This window comes from Shewanella sp. HL-SH4, assembly GCF_051164845.1.
Classification (GTDB): Bacteria; Pseudomonadota; Gammaproteobacteria; order Enterobacterales; family Shewanellaceae; genus Shewanella; species Shewanella glacialimarina.
Genome location: NZ_CP195037.1, coordinates 3,450,247 through 3,473,172, shown reverse-complemented (window position 1 = coordinate 3,473,172; position 22,926 = coordinate 3,450,247). Strand labels below are relative to the sequence as shown.

The 22,926-nt window shown below is 41.6% G+C and carries 17 protein-coding genes and 3 tRNA genes; 3 read left to right on the top strand and 17 right to left on the bottom strand.

Translation table 11 applies throughout. The features are described 5' to 3' along the window. Positions 1–13: 13 nt before the first annotated feature. Complete coding sequence (locus ACRWQL_RS16260; protein ID WP_434951071.1) at positions 14–3,232, bottom strand: SNF2-related protein; 3,219 nt, start codon at positions 3,230–3,232, stop codon at positions 14–16. 179 nt (positions 3,233–3,411) lie between these two features. On the opposite strand from ACRWQL_RS16260, the gene ACRWQL_RS16255 reads away from it, so the two are divergent. Further along, the gene (locus tag ACRWQL_RS16255; RefSeq protein WP_434951069.1) at positions 3,412–4,137 is read left to right on the top strand and encodes a tRNA (adenine(22)-N(1))-methyltransferase; all 726 of its coding nucleotides are present in this window, start codon (positions 3,412–3,414) and stop codon (positions 4,135–4,137) included. 24 nt (positions 4,138–4,161) lie between these two features. Here ACRWQL_RS16255 and ACRWQL_RS16250 read toward each other — a convergent pair whose 3' ends face one another. The 7 genes from ACRWQL_RS16250 to ACRWQL_RS16220 all read right to left on the bottom strand — a co-directional run bounded on the left by ACRWQL_RS16250 (position 4,162) and on the right by ACRWQL_RS16220 (position 12,900). Beyond that, positions 4,162–5,346, bottom strand: a complete 1,185-nt coding sequence (locus ACRWQL_RS16250; RefSeq protein ID WP_434951067.1) for a trans-sulfuration enzyme family protein — start codon at positions 5,344–5,346, stop codon at positions 4,162–4,164. 293 nt (positions 5,347–5,639) lie between these two features. Then, the gene (locus tag ACRWQL_RS16245; RefSeq protein ID WP_434951065.1) at positions 5,640–6,155 is read right to left on the bottom strand and encodes a hypothetical protein; all 516 of its coding nucleotides are present in this window, start codon (positions 6,153–6,155) and stop codon (positions 5,640–5,642) included. A 149-nt stretch (positions 6,156–6,304) separates the two neighbouring features. After that, on the bottom strand, positions 6,305–7,375 hold the full coding sequence (oleD, locus tag ACRWQL_RS16240; RefSeq protein ID WP_434951063.1) for a 2-alkyl-3-oxoalkanoate reductase: 1,071 nt from the start codon (positions 7,373–7,375) through the stop codon (positions 6,305–6,307). Continuing rightward, positions 7,375–9,117: an olefin beta-lactone synthetase gene (gene oleC / locus ACRWQL_RS16235; protein WP_434951061.1), complete on the bottom strand. Its 1,743-nt coding sequence runs from the start codon at positions 9,115–9,117 to the stop codon at positions 7,375–7,377. Before oleC ends, oleD begins: the two co-directional genes overlap by 1 nt. 114 nt (positions 9,118–9,231) lie before the next feature. Next, on the bottom strand, positions 9,232–10,125 hold the full coding sequence (locus tag ACRWQL_RS16230) for an alpha/beta fold hydrolase (protein WP_434951059.1): 894 nt from the start codon (positions 10,123–10,125) through the stop codon (positions 9,232–9,234). Positions 10,126–10,190: 65 nt separating this feature from the next. After that, positions 10,191–11,240 (bottom strand): 3-oxoacyl-ACP synthase III, encoded by a 1,050-nt coding sequence (locus ACRWQL_RS16225; RefSeq protein WP_226414388.1) that lies wholly within the window; start codon positions 11,238–11,240, stop codon positions 10,191–10,193. Between the two features lie 304 nt (positions 11,241–11,544). Then, positions 11,545–12,900, bottom strand: coding sequence for a methyltransferase (locus ACRWQL_RS16220; protein ID WP_434951057.1), 1,356 nt, complete (start codon positions 12,898–12,900; stop codon positions 11,545–11,547). A gap of 93 nt (positions 12,901–12,993) precedes the next feature. Between ACRWQL_RS16220 and ACRWQL_RS16215 the strand changes: the two genes are divergently transcribed. Then, the gene (locus tag ACRWQL_RS16215) at positions 12,994–13,218 is read left to right on the top strand and encodes a DUF1289 domain-containing protein (protein WP_434926687.1); all 225 of its coding nucleotides are present in this window, start codon (positions 12,994–12,996) and stop codon (positions 13,216–13,218) included. A 125-nt stretch (positions 13,219–13,343) separates the two neighbouring features. Here ACRWQL_RS16215 and ACRWQL_RS16210 read toward each other — a convergent pair whose 3' ends face one another. Both ACRWQL_RS16210 and ACRWQL_RS16205 read right to left on the bottom strand, forming a co-directional pair. Continuing rightward, positions 13,344–13,697 (bottom strand): YajD family HNH nuclease, encoded by a 354-nt coding sequence (locus ACRWQL_RS16210; protein WP_226414380.1) that lies wholly within the window; start codon positions 13,695–13,697, stop codon positions 13,344–13,346. Positions 13,698–13,806: 109 nt separating this feature from the next. Then, positions 13,807–15,774 (bottom strand): BCCT family transporter, encoded by a 1,968-nt coding sequence (locus tag ACRWQL_RS16205; protein WP_434938510.1) that lies wholly within the window; start codon positions 15,772–15,774, stop codon positions 13,807–13,809. Positions 15,775–16,289: 515 nt separating this feature from the next. Here ACRWQL_RS16205 and panP point away from each other — a divergent pair. Beyond that, positions 16,290–17,930, top strand: a complete 1,641-nt coding sequence (gene panP, locus ACRWQL_RS16200; RefSeq protein ID WP_434951055.1) for a pyridoxal-dependent aspartate 1-decarboxylase PanP — start codon at positions 16,290–16,292, stop codon at positions 17,928–17,930. Between the two features lie 737 nt (positions 17,931–18,667). On the opposite strand, the gene ACRWQL_RS16195 is transcribed toward panP, so the two are convergent. The 7 genes from ACRWQL_RS16195 to ACRWQL_RS16165 form a co-directional block, all read right to left on the bottom strand. Then, a tRNA-Leu gene (locus ACRWQL_RS16195) sits at positions 18,668–18,753 on the bottom strand. A 50-nt stretch (positions 18,754–18,803) separates the two neighbouring features. Continuing rightward, positions 18,804–18,877, bottom strand: a tRNA-Cys gene (locus tag ACRWQL_RS16190). Between the two features lie 18 nt (positions 18,878–18,895). After that, positions 18,896–18,971: transfer RNA gene (locus tag ACRWQL_RS16185), tRNA-Gly, on the bottom strand. Between the two features lie 157 nt (positions 18,972–19,128). After that, positions 19,129–19,677 (bottom strand): CDP-diacylglycerol--glycerol-3-phosphate 3-phosphatidyltransferase, encoded by a 549-nt coding sequence (pgsA, locus tag ACRWQL_RS16180; RefSeq protein WP_226414372.1) that lies wholly within the window; start codon positions 19,675–19,677, stop codon positions 19,129–19,131. Between the two features lie 44 nt (positions 19,678–19,721). Next, positions 19,722–21,554, bottom strand: coding sequence for an excinuclease ABC subunit UvrC (gene uvrC / locus ACRWQL_RS16175; protein ID WP_434951054.1), 1,833 nt, complete (start codon positions 21,552–21,554; stop codon positions 19,722–19,724). 74 nt (positions 21,555–21,628) lie between these two features. After that, positions 21,629–22,273: a UvrY/SirA/GacA family response regulator transcription factor gene (gene uvrY / locus ACRWQL_RS16170; protein ID WP_226414368.1), complete on the bottom strand. Its 645-nt coding sequence runs from the start codon at positions 22,271–22,273 to the stop codon at positions 21,629–21,631. 203 nt (positions 22,274–22,476) lie between these two features. Beyond that, the gene (locus ACRWQL_RS16165; RefSeq protein ID WP_434951052.1) at positions 22,477–22,899 is read right to left on the bottom strand and encodes a secondary thiamine-phosphate synthase enzyme YjbQ; all 423 of its coding nucleotides are present in this window, start codon (positions 22,897–22,899) and stop codon (positions 22,477–22,479) included. Positions 22,900–22,926: the final 27 nt, after the last annotated feature.

The window sequence follows — 22,926 nt, the reverse complement described above, 5'->3', positions numbered from 1 at the left end:
CTTCCCTATATTACTAACGTAATAATGCCAATAAATCATCCGCACTGCCTTTCCAAGGGCCTTTTTGGCCATCGGAAAGAATAGAGTCTGCTAGTCCTTGCTTATGTTGCTGCATAGCTTGGATTTTTTCTTCCACTGTGCCCTCGGCAATTAACTTATACACAAAAACGGGGTTTTGCTGACCAATACGATACGCCCTATCGGTTGCCTGGCGCTCTGCTGCTGGGTTCCACCAAGGATCATAATGGATCACAGTATCAGCCGCCGTTAAGTTAAGCCCTGTACCACCCGCTTTTAAGCTAATCAAAAATACTGAGTTATCACCTTCTTGGAAGGCATCAATCTGATTTTGGCGCTGTTTGGTTTGGCCGGTTAACTTACTGTAACTAATACCCAATACGTTAAGTTCTTGCTCGATAAGCGTTAACATTGAAGTAAATTGGCTAAAAATAAGTACTTTACGCCCTTCTTCTAACATTTCTGGCAAGTTTTCGACTAACCAGTTCAGCTTGGCGTTATCTTTTACTTTTTGTGCTTGTTCTAATTTCACTAACCTTGGATCACAACAGGCCTGACGAAGCTTTAATAACGCATCTAAAAACTCAATATGACTACTCGACACGCCTTTTTTAGCAAACAATTCGCGCAGTTTTTTCTCCATCACAAGACGTATAGACTCGTACAAGTTACGTTGATCTTTTTCAAGTTCCAATGACTGGATAATTTCAGTTTTTTCTGGCAGTTCAGCAACCACCTGCTTTTTAGTTCGCCTTAACATAAAAGGGGAAATACGCTTACTCAATAAGGTCGACTTATCGGCGTCACCTTGTTTTTCAATCGGGCCTCTAAACTCTTTATTAAAATAAGTGTGCTGGCCAAGCAGCCCTGGCAAGCAAAAATCCATTAATGATTTTAGTTCGCCTAAGTGGTTTTCCAGTGGCGTACCTGACAAACACAATCTAAAACGTCCTTTCAAGGTTTTAATCACTTGAGTCACTTTAGCTTGGGCATTTTTAATCTGTTGAGCCTCATCTAATATAATGTGCTCAAAAACATGTTCATGGTAAATATCTTCATCACGCATAATTAATGGGTAAGTGGTCACTATCACATCGTACTGTTCTAGCTTGTTTAACCATTGATGGCGTTGACTGCCATGGATCACTATAACTTTCAAACTAGGAGTAAACTTTTCAGCTTCTTTTTGCCAGTTACCCACCAGGCTGGTAGGACAAATAATCAAGCTGGGTTTACGATCATTAACGGCAGTGTGCTGTTTCACATACAATAAAAATGCTAGCGCCTGAACCGTTTTACCCAGTCCCATGTCATCGGCCAAAATCCCCCCTAGTTGGTATTCCTTCAAGAAACACAGCCAGTCTACGCCCTGCTTTTGGTAATCACGTAAAGTGGCATTTAAACCTTGGGGTAATTCAATCGGCGTAATGCCGTTAAAAGAAGCTAACTTGCTGGCAAGTAAACGTATCCGCTCGCCATTGAGTAACCGTACTTCACTGGCGGTAAGATCATTTAACAAATGAGCACGATTGCGTGGAATTTGAATTGCATCGGTAGAGTTGCGATTAAATAACTCTTGGATCACTGAGATCAATGGCTTAATTGATTTGGCTTTAATTTTAATAAAGCGGCCATTATCACTGGGTAATATCAGCTCTTGTTCGTCATCGGGTTCACCATGTTGCTGTAACCATTTTGCTACCAGCGCTAATAATGAAATACGCTGGCCATCAATATCGGCATTTAACGACAACGAAAACCAACCTGACTCATCTTCATCGACAAGATCGACCGCCAGTTCGGCATCAATAATATGTAAGTCAAAGTCATTATCAAACCGAACATCAAATCCTTTTTCGATAAGGTCCTCAGCTCCTTCAGTTGATAATTCAGCCCAGGCTAAAATGGCTTCGGGCAATAAACCTTGGCTTAAAAAATAGCGTTTGTTCTGACTTAAATCTAAAAGCTCATTTAACACAGGAAATAAATTCAGTTGATGTAATTCACTCAAATGCTGCTTTTCAAACTCAACCTGGCGATGGACTTGATATTGCACATTACTTTTTTTGAACAAACTGATGTGTTCAAACTGCTCACTGGCATCGAAACGAAGATCCCCATAACAAAATTCAACCCTTATTGCAGGCTGCTTTAACAGGCTATCAGTGCGATTAATCAAACAAAATGTCAGCCGAGTTTTCAGGGCTTGGCTAATTTCTTTAAATTCAATTTCACTCGGAATGGGCACTATTTTAGACGGGAAATGTTTTAATAAAGCATGGCTTATTACATCCAACTTACCTTTGGGTACCGGTGGCATTTTTTGCAATAAAGTGAGTCGACTAACCGACAAGTCTGTATCAATTTGCCCTAGTTTTAAATAGTCGAGTTCGATAAACAATGGCGGCTCAGTTGCAATAAACTCCCAGTTATTTAATCCTGGCATGGTCATCTGCATTTGAGTATGGTTTTTTTCCATATCGGCCCATATAAACTCAGGGGTTATGCCGTCACAGGAAACTAGCGGGAATCGGTTATCTTCCCAAAAAGCCACATCAGCTTGCATCATTTTCATTAAGGCTAAATAGCCAATTTCGCCTTCAAGATAAACTTTGTTACCTTGCAAATTATTGGCAAATAGTAACCCAATAATTTGCTTATCTTCCGGCCCTACCCACCAAGGCAGATGCAAACGTAAGTCACTAATAGTGAGTTTACTGCCGCGGTTATACATGCCCTTTTTATTCAGCTTGCTACTTTTTAACTCAACATACACGCCTTGGGGATCACTTGATAAACAGTAAATAATACGATCTAGAACCGCTTCCTCATCAGAATTAGCATGAAGTTTATCTAATCCATCTAGTTGGGTTAACCACTGGGAAACCCTTTGTTCTTCAACCGGTTTATTATCTATTAGTGCTAACAAGGCTGCGGCAACATGTTTACAGTCTCGTCTCACGGGGCAGGTGCAATAAGAGCGCATAATTACTTTGTGATTGACATTGACTAGGCTAATGTCTTGTCGATACGGCTCATCCGCAGCACCTTGGGTATAGGCTTCTATATTGTGGTTGTCGTGGCTAGCAGTCACTTCCAGCACACGCCCCTGGATCAAGTAGTTTTGCGCCTTTTGAATTTGAATAGCGGTAAACAATTTAGCCAATAATTCATGAGATAACTTGATAGGAAGATTAAACAGTTTAGCCGACATTCATTACACCCAGGTGCGCCGCTGAAAATGGTCAAGATAGCGGCAAAAAAGTTAACTTGCCATTTTATGGAAGAATCACGCTAATATCTATATAAATCGAGATTATCTGCGCTAGCGAACAAGTATTTTTGTCGTTACAATCGTATTTGTTCAAAGCCACATTCACTGAAACAGGTCATATGAAACTCAGCCACCGCTTATCCAGTCTTGCTAATATGACCTCATCACACTATGACCATATTTGGGATTGTTGTTGTGATCATGGTTTGTTAGGCACTGAGTTGCTCAACCGCCAGTTAACCAAGCAGGTTCACTTTGTTGATATTGTGCCTGAGTTGATGCAACAGTTAAAACAAAAATTAAGCCACTGCTATCCGATTACGCCTCACACAGAATCTCACTGGCAGGTACATTGTTTGGATGTCGCAGAGCTACCGTTAGACAGTTTTAAGGGACAGCATTTAATTGTTATTGCCGGTATAGGAGGCAACTTAATGACGCAAATGGTGGCAGGTATTATTAATGCTCACCCGTCTTTAACGTTAGATTTTTTACTGTGCTCAGTTAATAATGTCGCAAAACTCAGAGCCATGCTCAATGCCAACCATTGCCAATTGATTGATGAGCAACTTATCAGCGAAAACCGCCGTAATTATGAGTTACTTTACGTCCGTCGGCCGGCAACTAACCTGGTAAAACAAACATTAGCGCCATTGATAAGCTTGTTTGGCAATAAGATTTGGCAAAGTGATTGCGCTGAGCAATCGGTTGTTATCGAGCGTTACCTAAAGAATGTGCTTATTCATTATAGAAAAACAGCCAACGGTAAATCGGCAATGGATATCAGCTTATATGAAGGCTATCAGCACATCGCCGACAGCCTTCAGCTAGCGTCTGAAGTCTAAAGACTGATCGTTAACATCTCGCAATTAACTCAGCGCTTGCTCGATGTCATCAATCAAATCTTGCACATTTTCAAGACCCACTGAAATTCTTAACAGATTGTCTGTGATCCCAGCTGCCAGTCTTGCTTCGGGAGAATAAGGAGAATGAGTCATCGACGCTGGGTGCTGAATAAGTGATTCTGCATCACCCAAACTGACCGCAATGGCAAACAAGCCTAAACGATTAACAAATTTCATCGCATCTTGCTTGTCACCTTTTAACTCAAAGGCAATAACTCCGCCAGCACGCTTCATTTGAGAGCCAATAAACTTATGTCCGGCATGTTTGGTTAAACCTGGATAAAACACCTTACCAAAGGCCGGATGTTTATCTAAATACTCAGCTAATACCTCAGCATTGTCACAATGACGCGCTAAACGCACATCTAAGGTTTTTAAACCGCGTAATATTAACCATGCATCATGCGGTGATATCACCCCGCCAAAGTCTTTCAGTATTTCATATTTAAGTTTATGTAAATGCTCACTACTGCCACACACTATGCCGGCTATGACATCACCATGACCATTAAGGTATTTAGTCGCGCTGTGGATCACCATATCGATCCCCATTGCCAGCGGTTGCTGCAATAAAGGCGTCATAAAGGTGTTATCAACAATCGACACTAGGTTATGTTTTTTAGCGATTTGAGCCATTGCCGCTAAATCAAATACATCTAAATGCGGGTTTACCGGTGTTTCACAAAAAAGCACTTTAGTTTGCGGAGTAATCGCCGCTTCTATCGCCGCTAAATCAGCAAAATCAACTAGGGTGGCTTTTATACCTAAACGGTTCAGCTGGGTTGTCATTAATGCAAAGGTACAGCCGTAAACCGCTTTAGAAGCCACTAAATGATCACCGGCTTGCAAATGGGTAAGTAAAGCACTTGATACCGCCGCCATACCTGAGGCACACGCAGCGGCGTCTTCAGCGCCTTCTAGCAGTGCCATCTTACGTTCAAGCTCAGAAGTGGTGGGATTACCTAAACGAGTGTAAATATAGCCAGCTTCGTCTCCCGCAAAGCGTGCTCCACCTTGTTCTACGTTATCAAATACAAATGTGGCACTTTGGTAAAGCGGGGTAACTAACGCGCCAAAGGCTTCACGCTGATGACCACCATGAATAGCTAATGTCGCCAAATTCCATTTGGCTTGCTTGTTATCTTGCATCTTGTTCTCCTAGCTCACTTTAGTTGTAGTAGTTTTAAGGTAGTGAGCCAATTTAAGATACAGTGGAATAAGATATAACCAATATGGATAAGCAAAATAGTTCCGGGCAAGATGTAAATACAATGTTACATAACCTAGATGATAGCGATATGAGTAGAGCATGTTACTGATTAAAGCCTAAGTTAACTGAAGCCTTCACCACATATCTGATGCTTTGAACTAAAAGCAACAAATTAATGGCTTTAGACTAAACAATTTAGGGTAAAGCCTGAGCCACAAGATATAAAATAAGTTTAGATCCGTCGCCAAATCTCGGTCTCTTTTAACACACCATTTTCAACGCGCTTTGTATGCAGTCGGTTTTGCTTAAGTTGATATTCAAACTTAAAGCTTTCACCCTCAGACACTCCAAAAGAATTAAGTACCGGTTTTTCGATATAAAATTGATCAGTTAGTTGATAGGTTCCGGTTCCCGCAGCCCAAAATTGTTTACTGCCCTGGACAGACTTCATCGTGGTAAAACTGAAATGACTTTTAGATATTATTTTGATCGAAGTTAAATGCAGACTTTTATAATCGACCCATTGCTGCTTGTCATCAAGATATTGACCTGACACTAGCTGCCATGTGCCGATTAATGGATTAGATTCAACGTGATCCTGTTCTGCATAAAACACTTCAAGCTGAGTATTTAACGGAATAGCTTGCCCCGTTTGAGCCATCGTCAGGCTGACAAGAATAAGTAATAAACTGCAGCGGCTAGCGGATAATAGGACATTTGAAGATGAGAGAACGGATTTGATATGCATAACACTACTTCCTTATAGCATTGATCATAAATAGGGTGTGAAGATTAACTAGCTCGCAGCATACTTTAAAATGATGAACAGTAAATTACACTAAAGTCTGCATATCAGTCTGTGTGTCAAAAGTGAATTGAGCTAATAACGTAAATCAATTACCGCTTAGTGACTAGTGAATCAGCTAACCGAAGCATGCCTTCATCAATCGAGATCAACGGCTGGTAGCCTAAGTCTTGTTTAGCGGCGCTAATATCAAAATAATGACTGGTTGATAACTGCTTAGCGACAAACTTGGTCATGATTGGTTCTTCGGCTTTATTTAATGCCAAATAAACAGATTCAAGTAAGGCGCCTACAGCATAAGCTAATCCCGCTGGTACTCGCTTACTCACCGGAGGTAAATCAACACAGGCTAATATTTTATTGAGCATTTGCGCCATGGTAATAGGTTGATCATTACTGAGAAAATACGCTTTACCCGCGGATTTTGCCGCTGAGGTTAAATCAACCGCCGCTAGAAGATGCGCATAGGCCGCATTGTCGACATAAATAGTATCGACTAACTTATCCGGCTTGCCGACCAGCTTTAAGCGCCCTGCTTTGGCTCGCTCAATCACCCGTGGGACAAGATGGGGATCATTCGGCCCCCAGATAAGATGCGGTCTTAATGCGGTCGTTTTTAAGCTTGGACTATTGGCCGCTAGCATCATTTTTTCAGCAACCGCCTTAGACTCACCGTAATAATTTAAATAGCTTTTGGCATAGGGTGCCTGTTCATTGATACCATTTTCATCCTCACCGGCAAAGGTCACACTTGGGGTGCTGGTATAAATTAAGTATTGAATATTTAAACCTTGGCAGGCGTTAATAATGTTATCTACGCCATCAACATTAGGTGAAAAATAACTCTGTTTACTGCCCCAAACTCCGGCCTTAGACGCCACATGGAATACCAGATCACAGCCTTGCATCGCCTCAGTCACTTGCTCTGGGTTAGCAATATCACCTTGAATTAAGTGCACGCCCATCTGAGTTAATTTAGGGTAATCACTTCTTGCAAAACCCACCACGGCAATACCTGCGGCAATGAGTCGTTTACAGATAGCAAAACCTAAAAAACCCCCTGCACCGGTGACAAAAACCTTCGCCACCTTTTGCTTGAGTTGATTTAGTGCAACTTGCTCTTCAATTGGATAATCAGTCAGCATAGTGTGTTGTTCAAACATTATTCTTTCCATTCTTTTTGAGCCCAAACTGCTAATTTTTCACGAAATATTTTAGCATTATGACGCACATCAACCGGGAATTCTGGATGAATTAAAAAGCGGCTTATCCCCTGGGTATGTGGATGAGCATTAGCTAGTTCGAGTAGGGCTTGATACAGCACTTTGGAGGTTGAGCACACCACCCCTTTATTCAGTTCTATACATAAGAGTGGCACAATACTGCCATCAATAGTCACTGGCACTAACGCTGAACGTTTCACTTGCTCATGGGTATTAAATACGCGCTCGCAAGGGATAGAAAAATACCGTTTTTCAAATTGGCCCTTCACGCTTGCATCGACTCTGTGGGCTTTTCGGCCGCACATCCACAGTTGGTTATTCTCATCAAGGTAGCCAACATCACCCATTCGGTGACGCATCTGCGTGCCGTCTTGTATTTTTGCCCCTGCGGTGGCGCTATCACGTTGATAGTAGGCCTGGCTAACCATGGCGCCTTTCACCACAATTTCGCCTATTTGATTAGCGGGTAATATTAAATCATCTGTCCAGTGCGCGATGGGTTGCTCAATAATATCGATAATCGCTATTTCAACACCTTCAATAGCCTGTCCAACACAAATGCCTGCACCTTGATCGGTTTTATCAGTTGTAGTGAATAATGCGCTGCTAGCAATTTTACTGATGGGCAACGACTCGGTCGCGCCATAGGAATTAAGCACTTCAACGTCAGGCTCAAGCATATTGCTGAAACGTTTGATAGATGAAATGGTTGCTGGCGCGCCGGCTGAAATAACCCGCTTTATCGAGGTGAGCTTATGTTGAGTTTGCTCGCCAGCCTGGCCTAATCGTTCAAGAAGTGCGGGGTTAACAAACATATTGCTACATTGATATTGCGTGATTGCCGCAAATAAGTGTTTCGGCTCAGCCGTAATGGGCTTACTGGCATCCATGTCTGGCACAATTGAAGCCATGCCTAAGGCGGGGCCAAATAATGAAAACAGCGGAAAAGTGGCTAAGTCGCGTTCGCCAACGCTAATGCCATAGTCATTTCTTAAGGCACTTATTTGGGCCTCAAACATTTTATGGCTGTAAACCACGCCTTTGGGCGTGCCGGTACTGCCACTGGTAAACAGAATTGCGGCCATGTCATCTTCGGCTAATTTAACCATAGGATAACGATTGTACTGGGTACCATTAACCTGTTTTAACGACTCATTACTGAGGCAACCCGCTAGCCAGCGCTCAACGCGATTACCGCCAACATTAATGCAATACTTGACTGATTTTTTACCCCAACCGAGTACACGTCTTGCTATATGGGCTTTAGGTATACCAATAAAAGCGTCAGGTTTAGCTTCAATAAAGCATTGCTTTAGATTGTTAATCCCCATACCTGGATCAACTAAAATGGGAATAATACCGGCTTTAAAAAGTGCAAAAGTAAGATTGAAAAAAGCGATACTTGGCGTCACCATCAATACCGCTTTCATGCCCTGTTGAATGCCAGCGGCGTTGAGCTTATAGGCCATCTCGTCGGATTGTTTATTCAGTTCGGCAAAGGTTAACTCTTGATATTGATACTGGCCGTTGCCTTTAGCCTGTTGCACTGCAACCGCTAATAAATCAGGGCTGTGCATAGCGGCATTCACTAAATGCTGACACAAATTAGCATATTCAGTTACTGAGTTAGGCTGCGTGTGTTGATCCGCTGTTGGATCTGGCAAAGATGTTGAGTTAGTCATAAATAGCTGAGTTACTTAATCAAAGTGGAATAAAAATAATGCCAATTAAATCAATTTGCCGTTATTACCGATAAAAATTCTTAAGTCTTTAATAAAAAAGGCTCCGAAGAGCCTTTAGTTTTGCTTGATAAAACCTTCAATTAGCTCAATAACATCGTCACTGGCGTCTTCCAAAATATAATGTCCACAGTCTGCAAACTCATGAACTTCAGCGTGGGGCATACGTACTCGCCACTCGGCTAAAAAATATTTATCAAACACAAAATCTTGTAACCCAAAACAAATCAAGGTGGGCACATCCGCAAACTTAGCTAGGCTATCACCAATGTCAGTGACTAAATCAAAGTTACGATCACCTGGCTTTAATGGGATATCCTGCACAAAACGGATTGTAGAAATACGGTTTTTCCACGAATTAAAGGGCGCAACATAGGCTTCACGCACGGCTTTATCCATAGGTTTGCGCTTAACACCGACATACGATGCAGCAGATGAAAAAGCATTTAAACCGCGCACTAACAAGGTACCTAGTAAAGTTTCACGGCAAATCCACAATGCCCACGGAAACGGCTTAGACTGAGGTAAATGAAACGCTGCGGTATTTAAATAAACTAAACGCTTAATACGTTCAGGATGACGTGCAGCAAAGCCTGTGCCTATCATCCCGCCCCAGTCATGACAGACTAAGGTAATGTTCTCTGTAATACCTAAACTGTCTAGTAGGGCTTCTAAATCATCAATACGATTGTTTAGGGTGTAATCATAATCAGGATCATTTGGTTTGTCGGATATTCCACAACCTATATGATCAGGCACAATGCACTGATGATTAGCACTAAGCGCACTGACTAAGTTGCGAAAGTAGTAACACCAGCTTGGGTTACCATGAACCATAACAACAGGTTCGCCCTTGCCTTCATTAATATAATGTAACTGATGGCCATTTCTATCTAAAAAATGACTTTCAAATGGCAGTAATGACTGTAATTGTTCTGTGTGCGACGTCATGATGTGTCCTATTGAATGCTTATTGTTTTATGTTCAATGAGTTGTGTTCAATTAATAAGGGATTTTTACCACTTAATCCCTAACATCATGCAGTTCAAACCACTGCCAATACCTAAAAAGCTAACTTGATCGCCTTGACGTAAAAAACCTTCATCATGGGCCATAGCCGCAGTAACGGGCAAAGACACCGTGCCCATATTGCCTAAGGTTTGATAGGTTGGATATTCTTTTTCTTGCGGAATGTTTAACGCATTCAACACTTGCCTACGATTAGATGCCCCTACCTGATGGCAAATGACCTTATCAACCTGTTCCACAACCCAATCACGCTGTTCTAGAAAATGATCCCAGGTATGCTTGGCTAAGTCGACGCCTTCTTTTAACAAGGTTACCGCATCGGTACGCATAAATTCGCGGTACAACATATGCCCCGCTTCCTGTAAGCCCCACTCGCATAAATTGTGATGCTCGGGCGCTGAAAGATGACTTGCGCCTAATAATTGGTGCTGACGAGTATTTTTAAGCGATAAACTGCCATCAGTCAAAATAACTGCCACCGCGCCAGAACCACCTGTTAAAGTCGCTAATGACTGGGCAAAATTTTGCATAGTCGGTTCAGCCAACATATGGTCAATGGTTGCTTCAACGATATCGCGAGCAGATTCACAAGACACCACCATACCGGCTTTAATTTGTCCAAGTTCAATTCGATTAGCAATATCTAAAATACCGGATAAAACGCCTAAGCATGCATTACTGATATCATAAATAGCAGTATCTTTAGATACACCTAACTTAGCGGCAATACGACAAGCCGTTGCCGGCTCGTGTTGGTCACGGCACACTCCGGTATAAACCACAGCCCCTAAGTCGCTCACATTGATGCCGGTTTCATTCACTGCTTTATTTGCCGCAGCAATTGCACCGTCAGATAGACGATAACCTTTAGGCCACCAGCGGCGCTCAGTAATACCCGTTAAAGCAGCAAGTTGCCCCATAGGTATACGAAACTTTTGATATAAAGGCGCAAGACGAGATTCGAGATCTAGACTTGTGACAATTTGAGGCGCTAGCTCATAAGCCAGACTATTGATAAACACGCGAGAGTATTTCATTAAACCATTTGTTCACTTTTACTCAATACCACTCAGATTTGGCTTAAATATCCAAAGCACAGGGTCATTTATACCAAGATGTCGTTACACAAACATCACTGTTGGGTGGCTTGATTTGTTGTAATTCACTAATAACCCGACATTTGAACAAGAATGGCTTAAAACTGCAATAAAAAACCGTTAAAACTCACATGGTTTTGCTATTTAATTATTTGCTTGCTGTTAGTTAAGTTTGCGCTAGATAACTGAATCAATCAGACTTTTATGAAATAAAACAGTCTAAACAAAAGCTTAATGGCATAAATTAAACCAAATGTGTTTTATAGGCATGGATTAAAGCATTTCTTGGGGTTATTTCAGTTGGACAAAATTCCGTCAGTGTTACCTGGTAACCTTGCTCGTTTAAAAAGCACACTCTATCTATTAACAACCATTGCTCGATAGCTTGCCTAAATAAATGTCGAACCAAATCGATCCGTTGGGTTAACCTCTGACGGTTAAGCCCTTGCTGAAGATAATCATCAAAAATAGTATCACTGGGTATAGATATACTTTTTTGGGCTGCAGCCCAAACACAAAAATCACTAAACGAACCAGCTAACTGGCTTTGCTTAATGGTGGGTACGGGCAAATATTGATCCGACTGACGTATTGTTCTTTGCAAACTATCAAACCCTAAACGCCATGCTATTTCTTGTTGTCTTAGGGTATTGTGTTTTTGATTGGCAATCACGCTTTGCTGCAATGGCAATTGTAAATCGTGACGGGACAAGGTTAATTTAGCTTGTTTTGCGATATTTGATAATGGCTGATAATGGCTATCTTGAATTAAATGATAACAACATGGCGAAATTGAAATAATCTGGGTACCTGCTTCACTGGCCAAGCGAAGTAAACGAACATGTAAATCGCCACAGGCATGCAAAGCCACGGCATGTTGTGTTTGTTTAATCGGTGAAGTATTTGCGCAAACATCGGCAAACGCATCTGCACAAATAAATTTCTGATCTAACTGCCATTTATCAGCAATTGACTGCCCTTGCTCACAGAGGTCCTGTTGCCACTCTAAGCTGGTCACAGAACCTTGTTGTGTTTTTGCAATCAATCGGCCTAAATGCCCCTTACCTGCACACCACTCAAGTATTGGAAGGTGGTCATGGTTATTAGCAAAAGCCTGCTCAGTAAAAGCAATAATTTGTTGCCATTTACGGCCTTTAATATGACCACTGAAATGTTTAAGAGCAGACTCATCAATGGGCTGATTTATTTCCGCTGCCAACTCATAAGCTTGGCGATTAAGTAACGGCAGCAAACTGAGAGTCTGGTGTTGTTTTGCAGCTTGCAAATCCTGTTCTAATGCCGGCAGTAAACTGCTTAACAGTAACGAGGGGTTACTGTCTATTAGATCAATCTCAGTATCAGGAATGCGCCATAGTTTGGCAGCTAATGTTGGAAATGCTTGTTGCCAAGGCAGGTACTTGCAATCAAACGCCACTACCTGCCATAAAGGCTGAGTTAACGCTAATAACGTGGATAATTGGCTGAGCCGAGTGGCGTAATCTGGCTTAATAACATCTTTTTGGGGGAGATCGGCAGATTGCGTTAACTCGCTATCTTGCTGAGATATTTGAACCTGTTCGGCCATAATGACAGTTAACACATTAGCAAATCGATGACTGCAATTGTAACAGCTCAATTTTAAACATGATAATATCAAGGCATATCATTACCGAAAAATAGGCAGGTAAACTTAATGCATTCACCTTGCGTCGCTCGATGTGGCTTAAATGAAGATGATTTCTGTATGGGGTGTTATCGACATGTCGATGAAATTGTTATCTGGTCACAGGCCAACGATCAACAACAGCAACACATTCTGGATCAACTAGAGTCTCGTAAATTACAGTTCGCTGACAGTAAAAATAGCCAGACTCTATCAAGAGCTAAATGGTTAGATGCTGAAAAAAGATTACTTTAGGCAAATATCACAACATTATTAATATATTAACTGGCACTCTCAAGCAAACGTAAACAATAGCACTCAGCTTGACCCATTCGTGGCATTCAAGCTGATATGGCTATTGGCACTATGAATAAATCAGCTTACTTTTTCATCATCGATTTTAAATTGGCAAACGGATTATGGGTCGCGACATCTTGCTTGTTTTCTGTGGTACTGCCATAACGAATTAACTCTTCAAAACGCGAATGTTCATTATCATGACAATATAAACACAATAACTCCCAATTAGTGCCGTCCGATGGATTGTTATCGTGGTTATGATCACGATGATGTACGGTTAACTCACTCAAGTTTTTATGGGTAAACTCTCGAGTACAGCGTCCGCAAACCCAAGGGTAGAGCTTTAACGCCTGTTCACGATAACCTGTCTCGCGCTTGGCTTTATAGTCTCTTGCTTCAGCCAATACCTTGTCTAATTTGCTCTCACCAACCATGTCGAATCTAACCTCAGCATAAATAAATTGCCCCAAGGATAATAAGGCTTATCGCTTGGGGCAATGATTTTGTTTTGTTAATGCACAAATGTGCAGTAATTAGCGTTAATTAATCGACAAGTTCCGCATGAGACAAGTGCACATAATGCAAATAACGCTCATATTGAGTGACAATATCTGCTGTAATTTGCTCTTGAGTGTAACCCATCACATCATATTGCTGACCACCGTGCTCAAGGAAAACCTCCACACGATAATAGGCTTGATCAGAGCTAATATTCTCTTCTGTTGTGCCCGTAACTGTGTAAGCTCGTATTCGAAGGCCATATACAAACGATAATAAGTCATCGGGACCAATAACTAACCTAACCCGCTCATCCTTAAAAATAATATCCGCTAATTGGCCCTTGCTTATTAAGGTATCTCTCATCTCGGTTAAAGCCGGTTGAGCTATGGTATCAAGATAATTTTGTGCATCCTCTCTAGTGGGCATAGACACTAAAATATCTAACCTGTCTTGCCAGGTCATATTGGCCTTAACATATTGCACGCTGGTATTGTGTGACTGCACGCTGTTGATTTTAAGCCAATCATCTTTTAATGCTTTATACAGACCCACACACATCAATAGCATCACGATTAAAAATGGCATTGCACTGGCGATAGCGGCCGTTTGCAGCGCTTGTAAACCACCCGCCACCAATAACACAGATGCTACAACACCCTGTAATGCAGCCCAAAATATACGTTGCCAAACCGGAGCATTATTGTCACCGCCCGAGGTTAAATTATCAATAACCAGTGAGCCAGAATCAGATGATGTCACAAAGAATGTCACCACTAAACAGACAGCAATTGTTGATAAAATCGTCGAGAATGGCATGTGTTCAAAAAACTTGAACAGTGCAACTGATACATCACTGGATACCGCTTCAGATAAATAACTCGCACCATGATTGGCAATGGCATCGATTGCCGTATTACCAAACACTGTCATCCATAAAAACGTAATCGCTGATGGCACAAATAACACGCCGATTAAGAATTCACGAATAGTACGCCCGCGACTGACGCGCGCAATGAAGGTACCCACAAAAGGAGACCATGAGATCCACCAGCCCCAATACAATAATGTCCAACCACCTATCCAGTCATCTTTTTGCTCATAGGCATATAAGTTAAATGTTTTACCAACAATCTCACTTAAATATCCACCGGTGTTTTGCACAAAAGATTGCATCAACAACACAGTTGGCCCCAGCACTAATACCGATACCATTAATAATAATGCTAAACCTAAGTTCAACTCACTTAAGCGTTTTACGCCTTTATCGAGTCCTGAAAACACCGATAAAGTGGCAATGCCTGTGATGATCACAATCAACACCACCTGCACAGTGGTATTGTTAGGCAGGCCGTCAATAAGATAGCTCAAACCTGAGTTTATCTGCAGCACACCAAAACCTAATGAAGTAGCCACACCAAACATAGTGCCAAGTACCGCAAAGGTATCAACGGCATGACCAATTGGGCCATAAATCCGCTCGCCAATTAACGGGTATAAAGCGGAGCGAGGTAATAAAGGTAATTTGTGTCGATACGAGAAGTAGGCTAAAGACAATGCCACTACAGCATAAATAGCCCAAGCATGAATGCCCCAGTGGAAAAAAGTAATCTTTAATGCATCTTTCGCCGCTTTAATCGATTCAGGTGATGCATCGGGTGGTGCCAGGTAGTGCATCACAGGCTCTGCTACACCAAAGAACATCAGCCCTATGCCCATACCTGCCGAAAACAGCATGGCGATCCAACTTTTATAACTATAATCAGGCACAGAATGCTCTGGCCCCAGCTTAATATCTCCAAAGCGGCTCATCATGACGAAAATGATAAACACTAAGAAGATGGCAACGCCTAATATGTACATCCAACCCGTTTTTACTTCTAACCAGTGCTGTACTGATTTAAAAAACAAGTTAGCTTCAGTTGGTGCGATGGCACAGAGTAAAACCATCATGGTAATAAGAATAACTGAAGAGAGAAATACAGGCGGGTTGATACTTGTCTTAATAGACATAATGTCTCCCTTAAAAATTACACTTTGTACCAGAGAGTTAATTAAACAACAGAGGTTATTCTTTAATCAAAACGGCACAAAAATTAGTGGCTAATACTAGCATAACTGACGGCTATTTAGTGCAGGCTTGCGGATAAACATGACTCTAGTGCGGTAATCGAACATTTTTATTGTGTATGTGTAAAATAAAAACACTTAATCAGTTAACAAGCCGTAACTGTCGACCAACGCAAAATGATTGCCAATCTAGCCGAGCATGCGTTGTGCTGCAAACCATGCAGAAATTCAATGTGCCTAACATGGGTATTGCACGTTAGTTACTGCGGTTAGTTTAGGTGATAAAGCTGTAGTAAAAATATGACGATTGCCCCACAGGCAATGAAGATAAAAACTTGAAGCAAACTAAGCCATAAAGTAAAGTTAGCCCCCTTATTTCGTCAATGGGTGTTGTTGTACTTCTATCAACATTAACCAATACTCATTGAGGCGCTTTTTTATTATTACGGCAAGCCTAAATGACCTCGAATATAACCCGTCAAGCTTATGCATCAGAACAAAGTTTATTGCGCATTTTTACTGTGCCAGAAGATGCTAAGTCGACCTTAAGTATTATCGAACAAAAGCTTTCCCAAGACTTAGCAGGTTTTTTGGGAAACAGCATTGCCGCGTTAGAAAAACCATTGGCAGAAATAGAAACCGACTTTCAAGCGTTTAAAATACCAGCTGCGCCTCGCTTTGTATCTGATTATACAGATGAAATCATGCAAAACTTAGTGGCTCACTCAGTGCATACATCAGCGCCGAGCTTTATTGGCCACATGACCTCTGCTTTACCCTATTTTGTATTGCCCTTGTCTAAAATGATGGTTGGGCTCAATCAAAACTTAGTTAAAATTGAAACATCTAAAGCCTTTACCCCACTTGAGCGTCAGGTTTTAGGCATGATGCATCATTTAATTTATGATCAAAATGAAACCTTTTACCAACAATGGATGCACAGCGCCAATCATTCTTTAGGCGCATTTTGCTCTGGTGGTACAGTGGCCAACATTACTGCACTGTGGATAGCCCGCAATCAAGTGTTAAAAGCTGAGGGAAGTTTCAAAGGTGTAGGCCGAGAAGGCATGCTCAAAGCACTACGCCATTATGGTTATGATGACTTAGCAATTTTAGTGTCTGAACGAGGCCACTATTCATTAGGTAAAGCCGCTGATTTACTCAGCATTGGTCGGGATAATATTGTGAGTATTCCTACGGATGCCAATAATAAAGTCGATGTATCCGCCATGCGTCAAGCCGCGTTAAAGCTTGAACAAAATAATATAAAAGTAATGGCCATAGTCGGCGTTGCTGGCACCACAGAGACAGGAAACGTAGACCCATTAACCGAGTTAGCCGAACTCGCCACAGAACTTGGCTGCCATTTTCACGTTGACGCAGCCTGGGGCGGCGCCAGCTTATTGTCCAATAAGTATCGTCATTTACTTAAAGGAATTGAACTGGCTGACTCAGTGACTATTGATGCCCATAAACAAATGTATGTGCCAATGGGTGCTGGTATGGTGTTATTTAAAGACCCTGAACTGGCACATACTATTGCCCATCATGCGGAATATATTCTCCGTGTGGGGTCAAAGGATTTAGGCAGCCAAACCCTTGAGGGCTCTCGCCCTGGCATGGCTATGCTAGTGCACGCTTGCCTACAAATTATTGGTCGTGAAGGCTATGAAATATTGATCAATAACAGCTTAGAAAAAGCCCGTTATTTTGCACAGCTAATAAAGCAACATTCAGAGTTTGAGCTAGTCACCGAACCAGAGCTTTGTTTGTTAACTTATCGGTATGTGCCGCTGTCGGTACAGTTAAAGCTTACTGAAGCGATTGCGATTAACGACTTTGAAATGGTTGCCAGAACTAATGAGCTTTTAGATGGTTTAACTCAATTTATTCAAAAGCACCAGCGTGAACAAGGTAAGTCATTTGTATCTCGCACCCGTATTCGCCCAGCAAGGTATCAAAGACAGCACACAACCGTATTTAGAGTTGTTTTAGCGAATCCGTTAACCAGCCATGAGATCTTAGCTGACGTGCTCAACGAGCAAACCCAAATAGCCCAATTAGATAACGAATTTTATCCGCAATTACTGGCGCTATAGTCTTCAAGACTCAAATTTTAAGCCTCAACTGTGATTGTTGAGGCTTTTTTTTGATAAAAAACTAATGCCGATAAACTTATTAACCCAATAAATTTCAGACATAAAAAAGCCCCGACGTAATGTCGAGGCTGGTTTATCCATCACTCAATCTCGATATAAATATCAAAGTGAGTCTAATAATGGTACCCGAGGCCAGACTGTTCTGACAACGGAAAGTGGCACGCTTACTTTAGCGTGCCTGCTAATTCAAACATTAAAAAACTATAGACATAAAAAACTATAGGCATAAAAAAGCCCCGACGCAATGCCGAGGCTTGTTTATCCATCACTCAATCCAGATATAAATATCAAGGTGAGTCTAATAATGGTACCCGAGGCCAGACTGCACTGACAACGGAAAGTGGCACGCTTGCTTTAGCGTGCCTGCTAATTCAAACATTAAAAAACTATAGACATAAAAAACTATAGGCATAAAAAAGCCCCGACGCAATGTCGAGGCTGGTTTATCCATCACTCAAACCAGATATAAAATATCAAGGTGAGTCTAATAATGGTACCCGAGGCCAGACTGTTCTGACAACGACAGTGGCACGCTTGCTTTAGCGTGCCTGCTAATTCAAACATTAAAAAACTATAGACATAAAAAACTATAGACATAAAAAAAGCCCCGACGCAATGTCGAGGCTTGTTTATCCATTACTCAATCCAGATATAAAATATCAAGGTGAGTCTAATAATGGTACCCGAGGCCAGACTTGAACTGGCACGCTTATTCAGCGAGGGATTTTAAATCCCTTGTGTCTACCGATTCCACCACTCGGGCAAAGTGTTGTTTTAATCGCTTTAACATCAAAGCCATTAAACGCAATTTAGTGGAGGCGCGACCCGGAGTCGAACCGAGGTCGACGGATTTGCAATCCGCAGCATAGCCATTCTGCCATCGCGCCACAACGTAAAAAAGGATTTGGAGCGACATATCAGGTTCGAACTGATGACCTATACCTTGGCAAGGTATCGCTCTACCAACTGAGCTAATGTCGCGTAAATCTGATTAACTCGCTTTAAGCACTAGGCTATCTAGCTGTTAGTCTCTTGTCTACGGGGGTGCATTTTACCGATTTCATCCCCGGTGTCAATTGCTGTTTTTATTAAAACTTATCGTTTGCGCACTAAATAATCTTATTGAAGTATTTATGTGCTATTCCGCGGTTAAATCATTCCAAGCCGCTGAAATGTAACTTATCATCGACCAGAACGTCAGCAATGCTGCCACATAGAACAACACATAGGCCATATCCGTTAGAAATGGCGTAGGTTGCCAAATCAAACCGACTATCGCGGCCATTTGGGCTGCTGTTTTATATTTGCCAATCCAGGACACGGCAACAACACCACGTTTGCCTATTTCAGCCATCCACTCTCGTAATGCTGAAATAACAATCTCACGTCCAATCATAAACAATGCGGCTAAAGTTAAATAAATATTATCATTTTGCTGAACCAACAAGACTAATGCAGTCGATACCATCACCTTGTCTGCAACTGGGTCTAAAAAAGCACCAAAACGGGTTAGTTGACCTAATTTACGGGCAGCATAACCATCTAATGCATCCGTCACTGCAGCAAGCCAGAAAATAAATGCTGCAGCAAAAGGTGCCCAAGTATAGGGTAAATAAAAGAAAAATATAAATACAGGCAGTAGCACTAAACGAAACAGTGTTAATGCAATAGGTAAGTTAAACGGCATAAATAGACCAATTATTCGTAAGCTGCGCCAATCTTGCCTTAATTTTAGCCCCCTCGCAATGTGTCATGAATCGTTTGTGCCATTTCTAGGCTAATTCCGGGAACTTTTGTTAATTCTGCTACACTGGCACCCTTTACTTCCTGTAATCCGCCCAAATGTTGCAATAAAGCTTTACGTCTTTTAGGTCCAACACCCGCTATCGATTCTAAAGTTGAAGTATTACGCGTTTTCTGACGTTTATTACGGTGTCCTGTAATAGCAAAACGATGAGACTCATCTCGAATATGCAACACAAGGTGAAATGCGGGTGAATCACTGGCAATTTGAATAATTTCTTCAGAACCACCTAATACAAAGGTTTCTAACCCCGCTTTACGCCCTTCTCCTTTCGTTACCCCCACAATCAAAGGTGGTTTAGCTAAATGGACACATTTTTCATCAACGATATTTTGCGCAATACGAAGTTGGCCTAGCCCACCATCAATAAATAAAATATCAGGCACCTTGCCGGTTTCATCAATTCGGTCAAAGCGGCGACTAATTGCTTGTTCCATTGCAGCATAGTCATCTCCGCCCGTTATACCATTGATGTTATAGCGTCGATAATCCGCTTTATGCGGCCCTTCACGATTAAACACCACACACGAAGCCACTGTACTCTCACCCATGGTATGGCTGATATCGAAGCATTCCATACGGTTTATTGGCGTAGACAGCTCTAAGGCCTCTTCTAGTAAGCTAAAACGTTGTTCAATTGTATTCTTGTGTGACAATCTGGTAGCCACGGCATTACTGGCATTTGTTATCGCTAAACGTAAAAAGTTAGCTCGCTCACCACGAACGTGTGTTTTTATCGAAAACTTTTTCTGTAACGCCTGTTCTATTGAGGCGGCGACCACTTCCATCCCGTCAAATTCGTGGCTAAGGATCACTTCTTTGGGCACTGTGCGCTGCACGTCTTCATTTAAATAAAACTGCCCCAAAAATGATGATAATACCTCATCTAACTCTGTGGCCACTGGCACACTTGGGTAATAACTGCGGCTACCAAAAATCTTACCTTCTCGAATAAACAGTAAGTGAAAACAGACAATTCCAGACGCATAATGCACGCCAACAACGTCCATATCACCTTTATTATTAGAGACTTCTTGTTGCTCACTTACTTTACGTAATGCGCTAATTTGATCACGATATTGAGCGGCTTGCTCATAGGCCATGTTAATAGCAGCATGTTCCATTTTATCCACTAAAGTGCTGATCACCTGCTGATCTTTGCCGCGTAAAAATAACGTGGCTAATTTAACCTGCTCTTGATAATCATCATCAGACACAATACCAACGCACGGAGCGCTACAACGGGACAATTGATACTGTAAACACGGGCGAGAACGAGATTTGTAGTACAGGTCATCGCATTGACGAATAGGGAATAACTTCTGCATTAAATTAAGGCTTTCGCGAACAGCACCGCCGTTAGGATATGGCCCAAAATAATGACCTTTCTCGCGCTTTACTCCGCGATGATAAGCCAAACGCGGATGTTTATGACCACTCAGTAAAATATAAGGATAAGACTTATCATCACGTAACAATACATTGTATTTAGGCATGTACTGCTTGATATAGTCATTTTCTAAAATAAGTGCATCGGTTTCGCTGTGGGTAACTGTGACATCGATGTGATCAATGTTAGCGACTAATGCCTGGGTTTTTACATTGGGTAAATTGGCTCGAAAATAAGAGGTTAAACGCTTTTTAAGATCTTTAGCTTTGCCAACATAAATCACTTTATCGAGTTTATCGTACATACGATAAACGCCTGGTGATGATGTTACAGTGCGAAGGAATGGTTTAGATTGGAACCCGTCAGACATAATTGATTACAACACAGTTAATGGTGACACAAATAAAAATCACGACAACCTAATTAGGTTCTCGTGAAATTTGATTAGAATGAACCCGTGTCGAGCATTTTGTATCGAATGGCTAAGCGGGTCAATTCAACGTCACCATTAATACCTAACTTTGCGAATAATCGGTAACGATAACTGTTAACGGTTTTAGGGCTTAAATTGAGTTTTTCAGAAATTTCATTCACTTTCTCACCGTTAGTTATCATCAACATGATTTGCAACTCACGCTCTGAGAGGCTGGTAAAAGGATTTTCATCACTGCTATCGAACTGGCTTAACGCCATTTGTTGGGCAATTTCAGGAGAAAGATAACGTTGCCCGCGAGACACTTGGCTAATTGCACGGATAACTTCTGGAGAAGTAGAGCCTTTAGTTAAATAACCCGACGCCCCCGCTTGCATAACTTTTTTAGGGAAAGGGTCTTCAGTTTGTACCGTTAGTACTATTATTTTAGCATCAGGCTGATAACGTAGTATTTTACGTGTCGCTTCTAAACCACCCATTCCAGGCATGTTCATGTCCATTAAAATAACATCAGCTTCATTCTGGCGAGACCACTGTACAGCGGTTTCGCCGTCATGTGCTTCACCAACTACTTTAATGCCACGCTCATCTTCTAAAAGGCGACGGATCCCAGTACGAACTAACTCATGATCATCAACTAAATATACAGATATCAACTTCAACCACCTATTTATTATTTGCCATTCATCCTGAATGTTGGCATTTTTGTTTTGCGAAACATCGACATAATAAAACATATGATGCTTTGAAGTTTCTAGCAGACAAATTTATCACTAATCCTTGAACTCACACAAGCAAGACAGGCACGATAAGCTAATTTTCAACTAAATAAAAATGGTCTGCGGCTCAAGCTGATTACTTACTGGCCATTTAACGTCACAATAATATTGCGCGCCGAACCTTGGTCTCTGTGTTCACACAGGTAAATCCCCTGCCACGTCCCCAAATTAAGGCGCCCCTTACTAATGGGGATGGTCAGTTCAGCACCTATGAGTGACGATTTAATATGCGCGGGCATATCATCAGCACCTTCATAGGTATGTCGATAATAAGGGGCATTTTCAGGCACCATAACATTGAAATGTCGTTCAAAATCGCCCCTTACCGTTGGGTCGGCATTTTCATTTAATGTCAGTGACGCTGAAGTGTGTTGAATGAAAAAATGCGCCAAGCCTATTTCAAAGGTTTTAAGCTCAGGTAATTGTTGCAATAACTCATCTTCAACGAGGTGAAAGCCTCGTCTTTTAGCCGTTAGTTGGATGCTTTTTTGAAACCACATCATTTTCTCGCTTAGGGTCTATTTTAATAA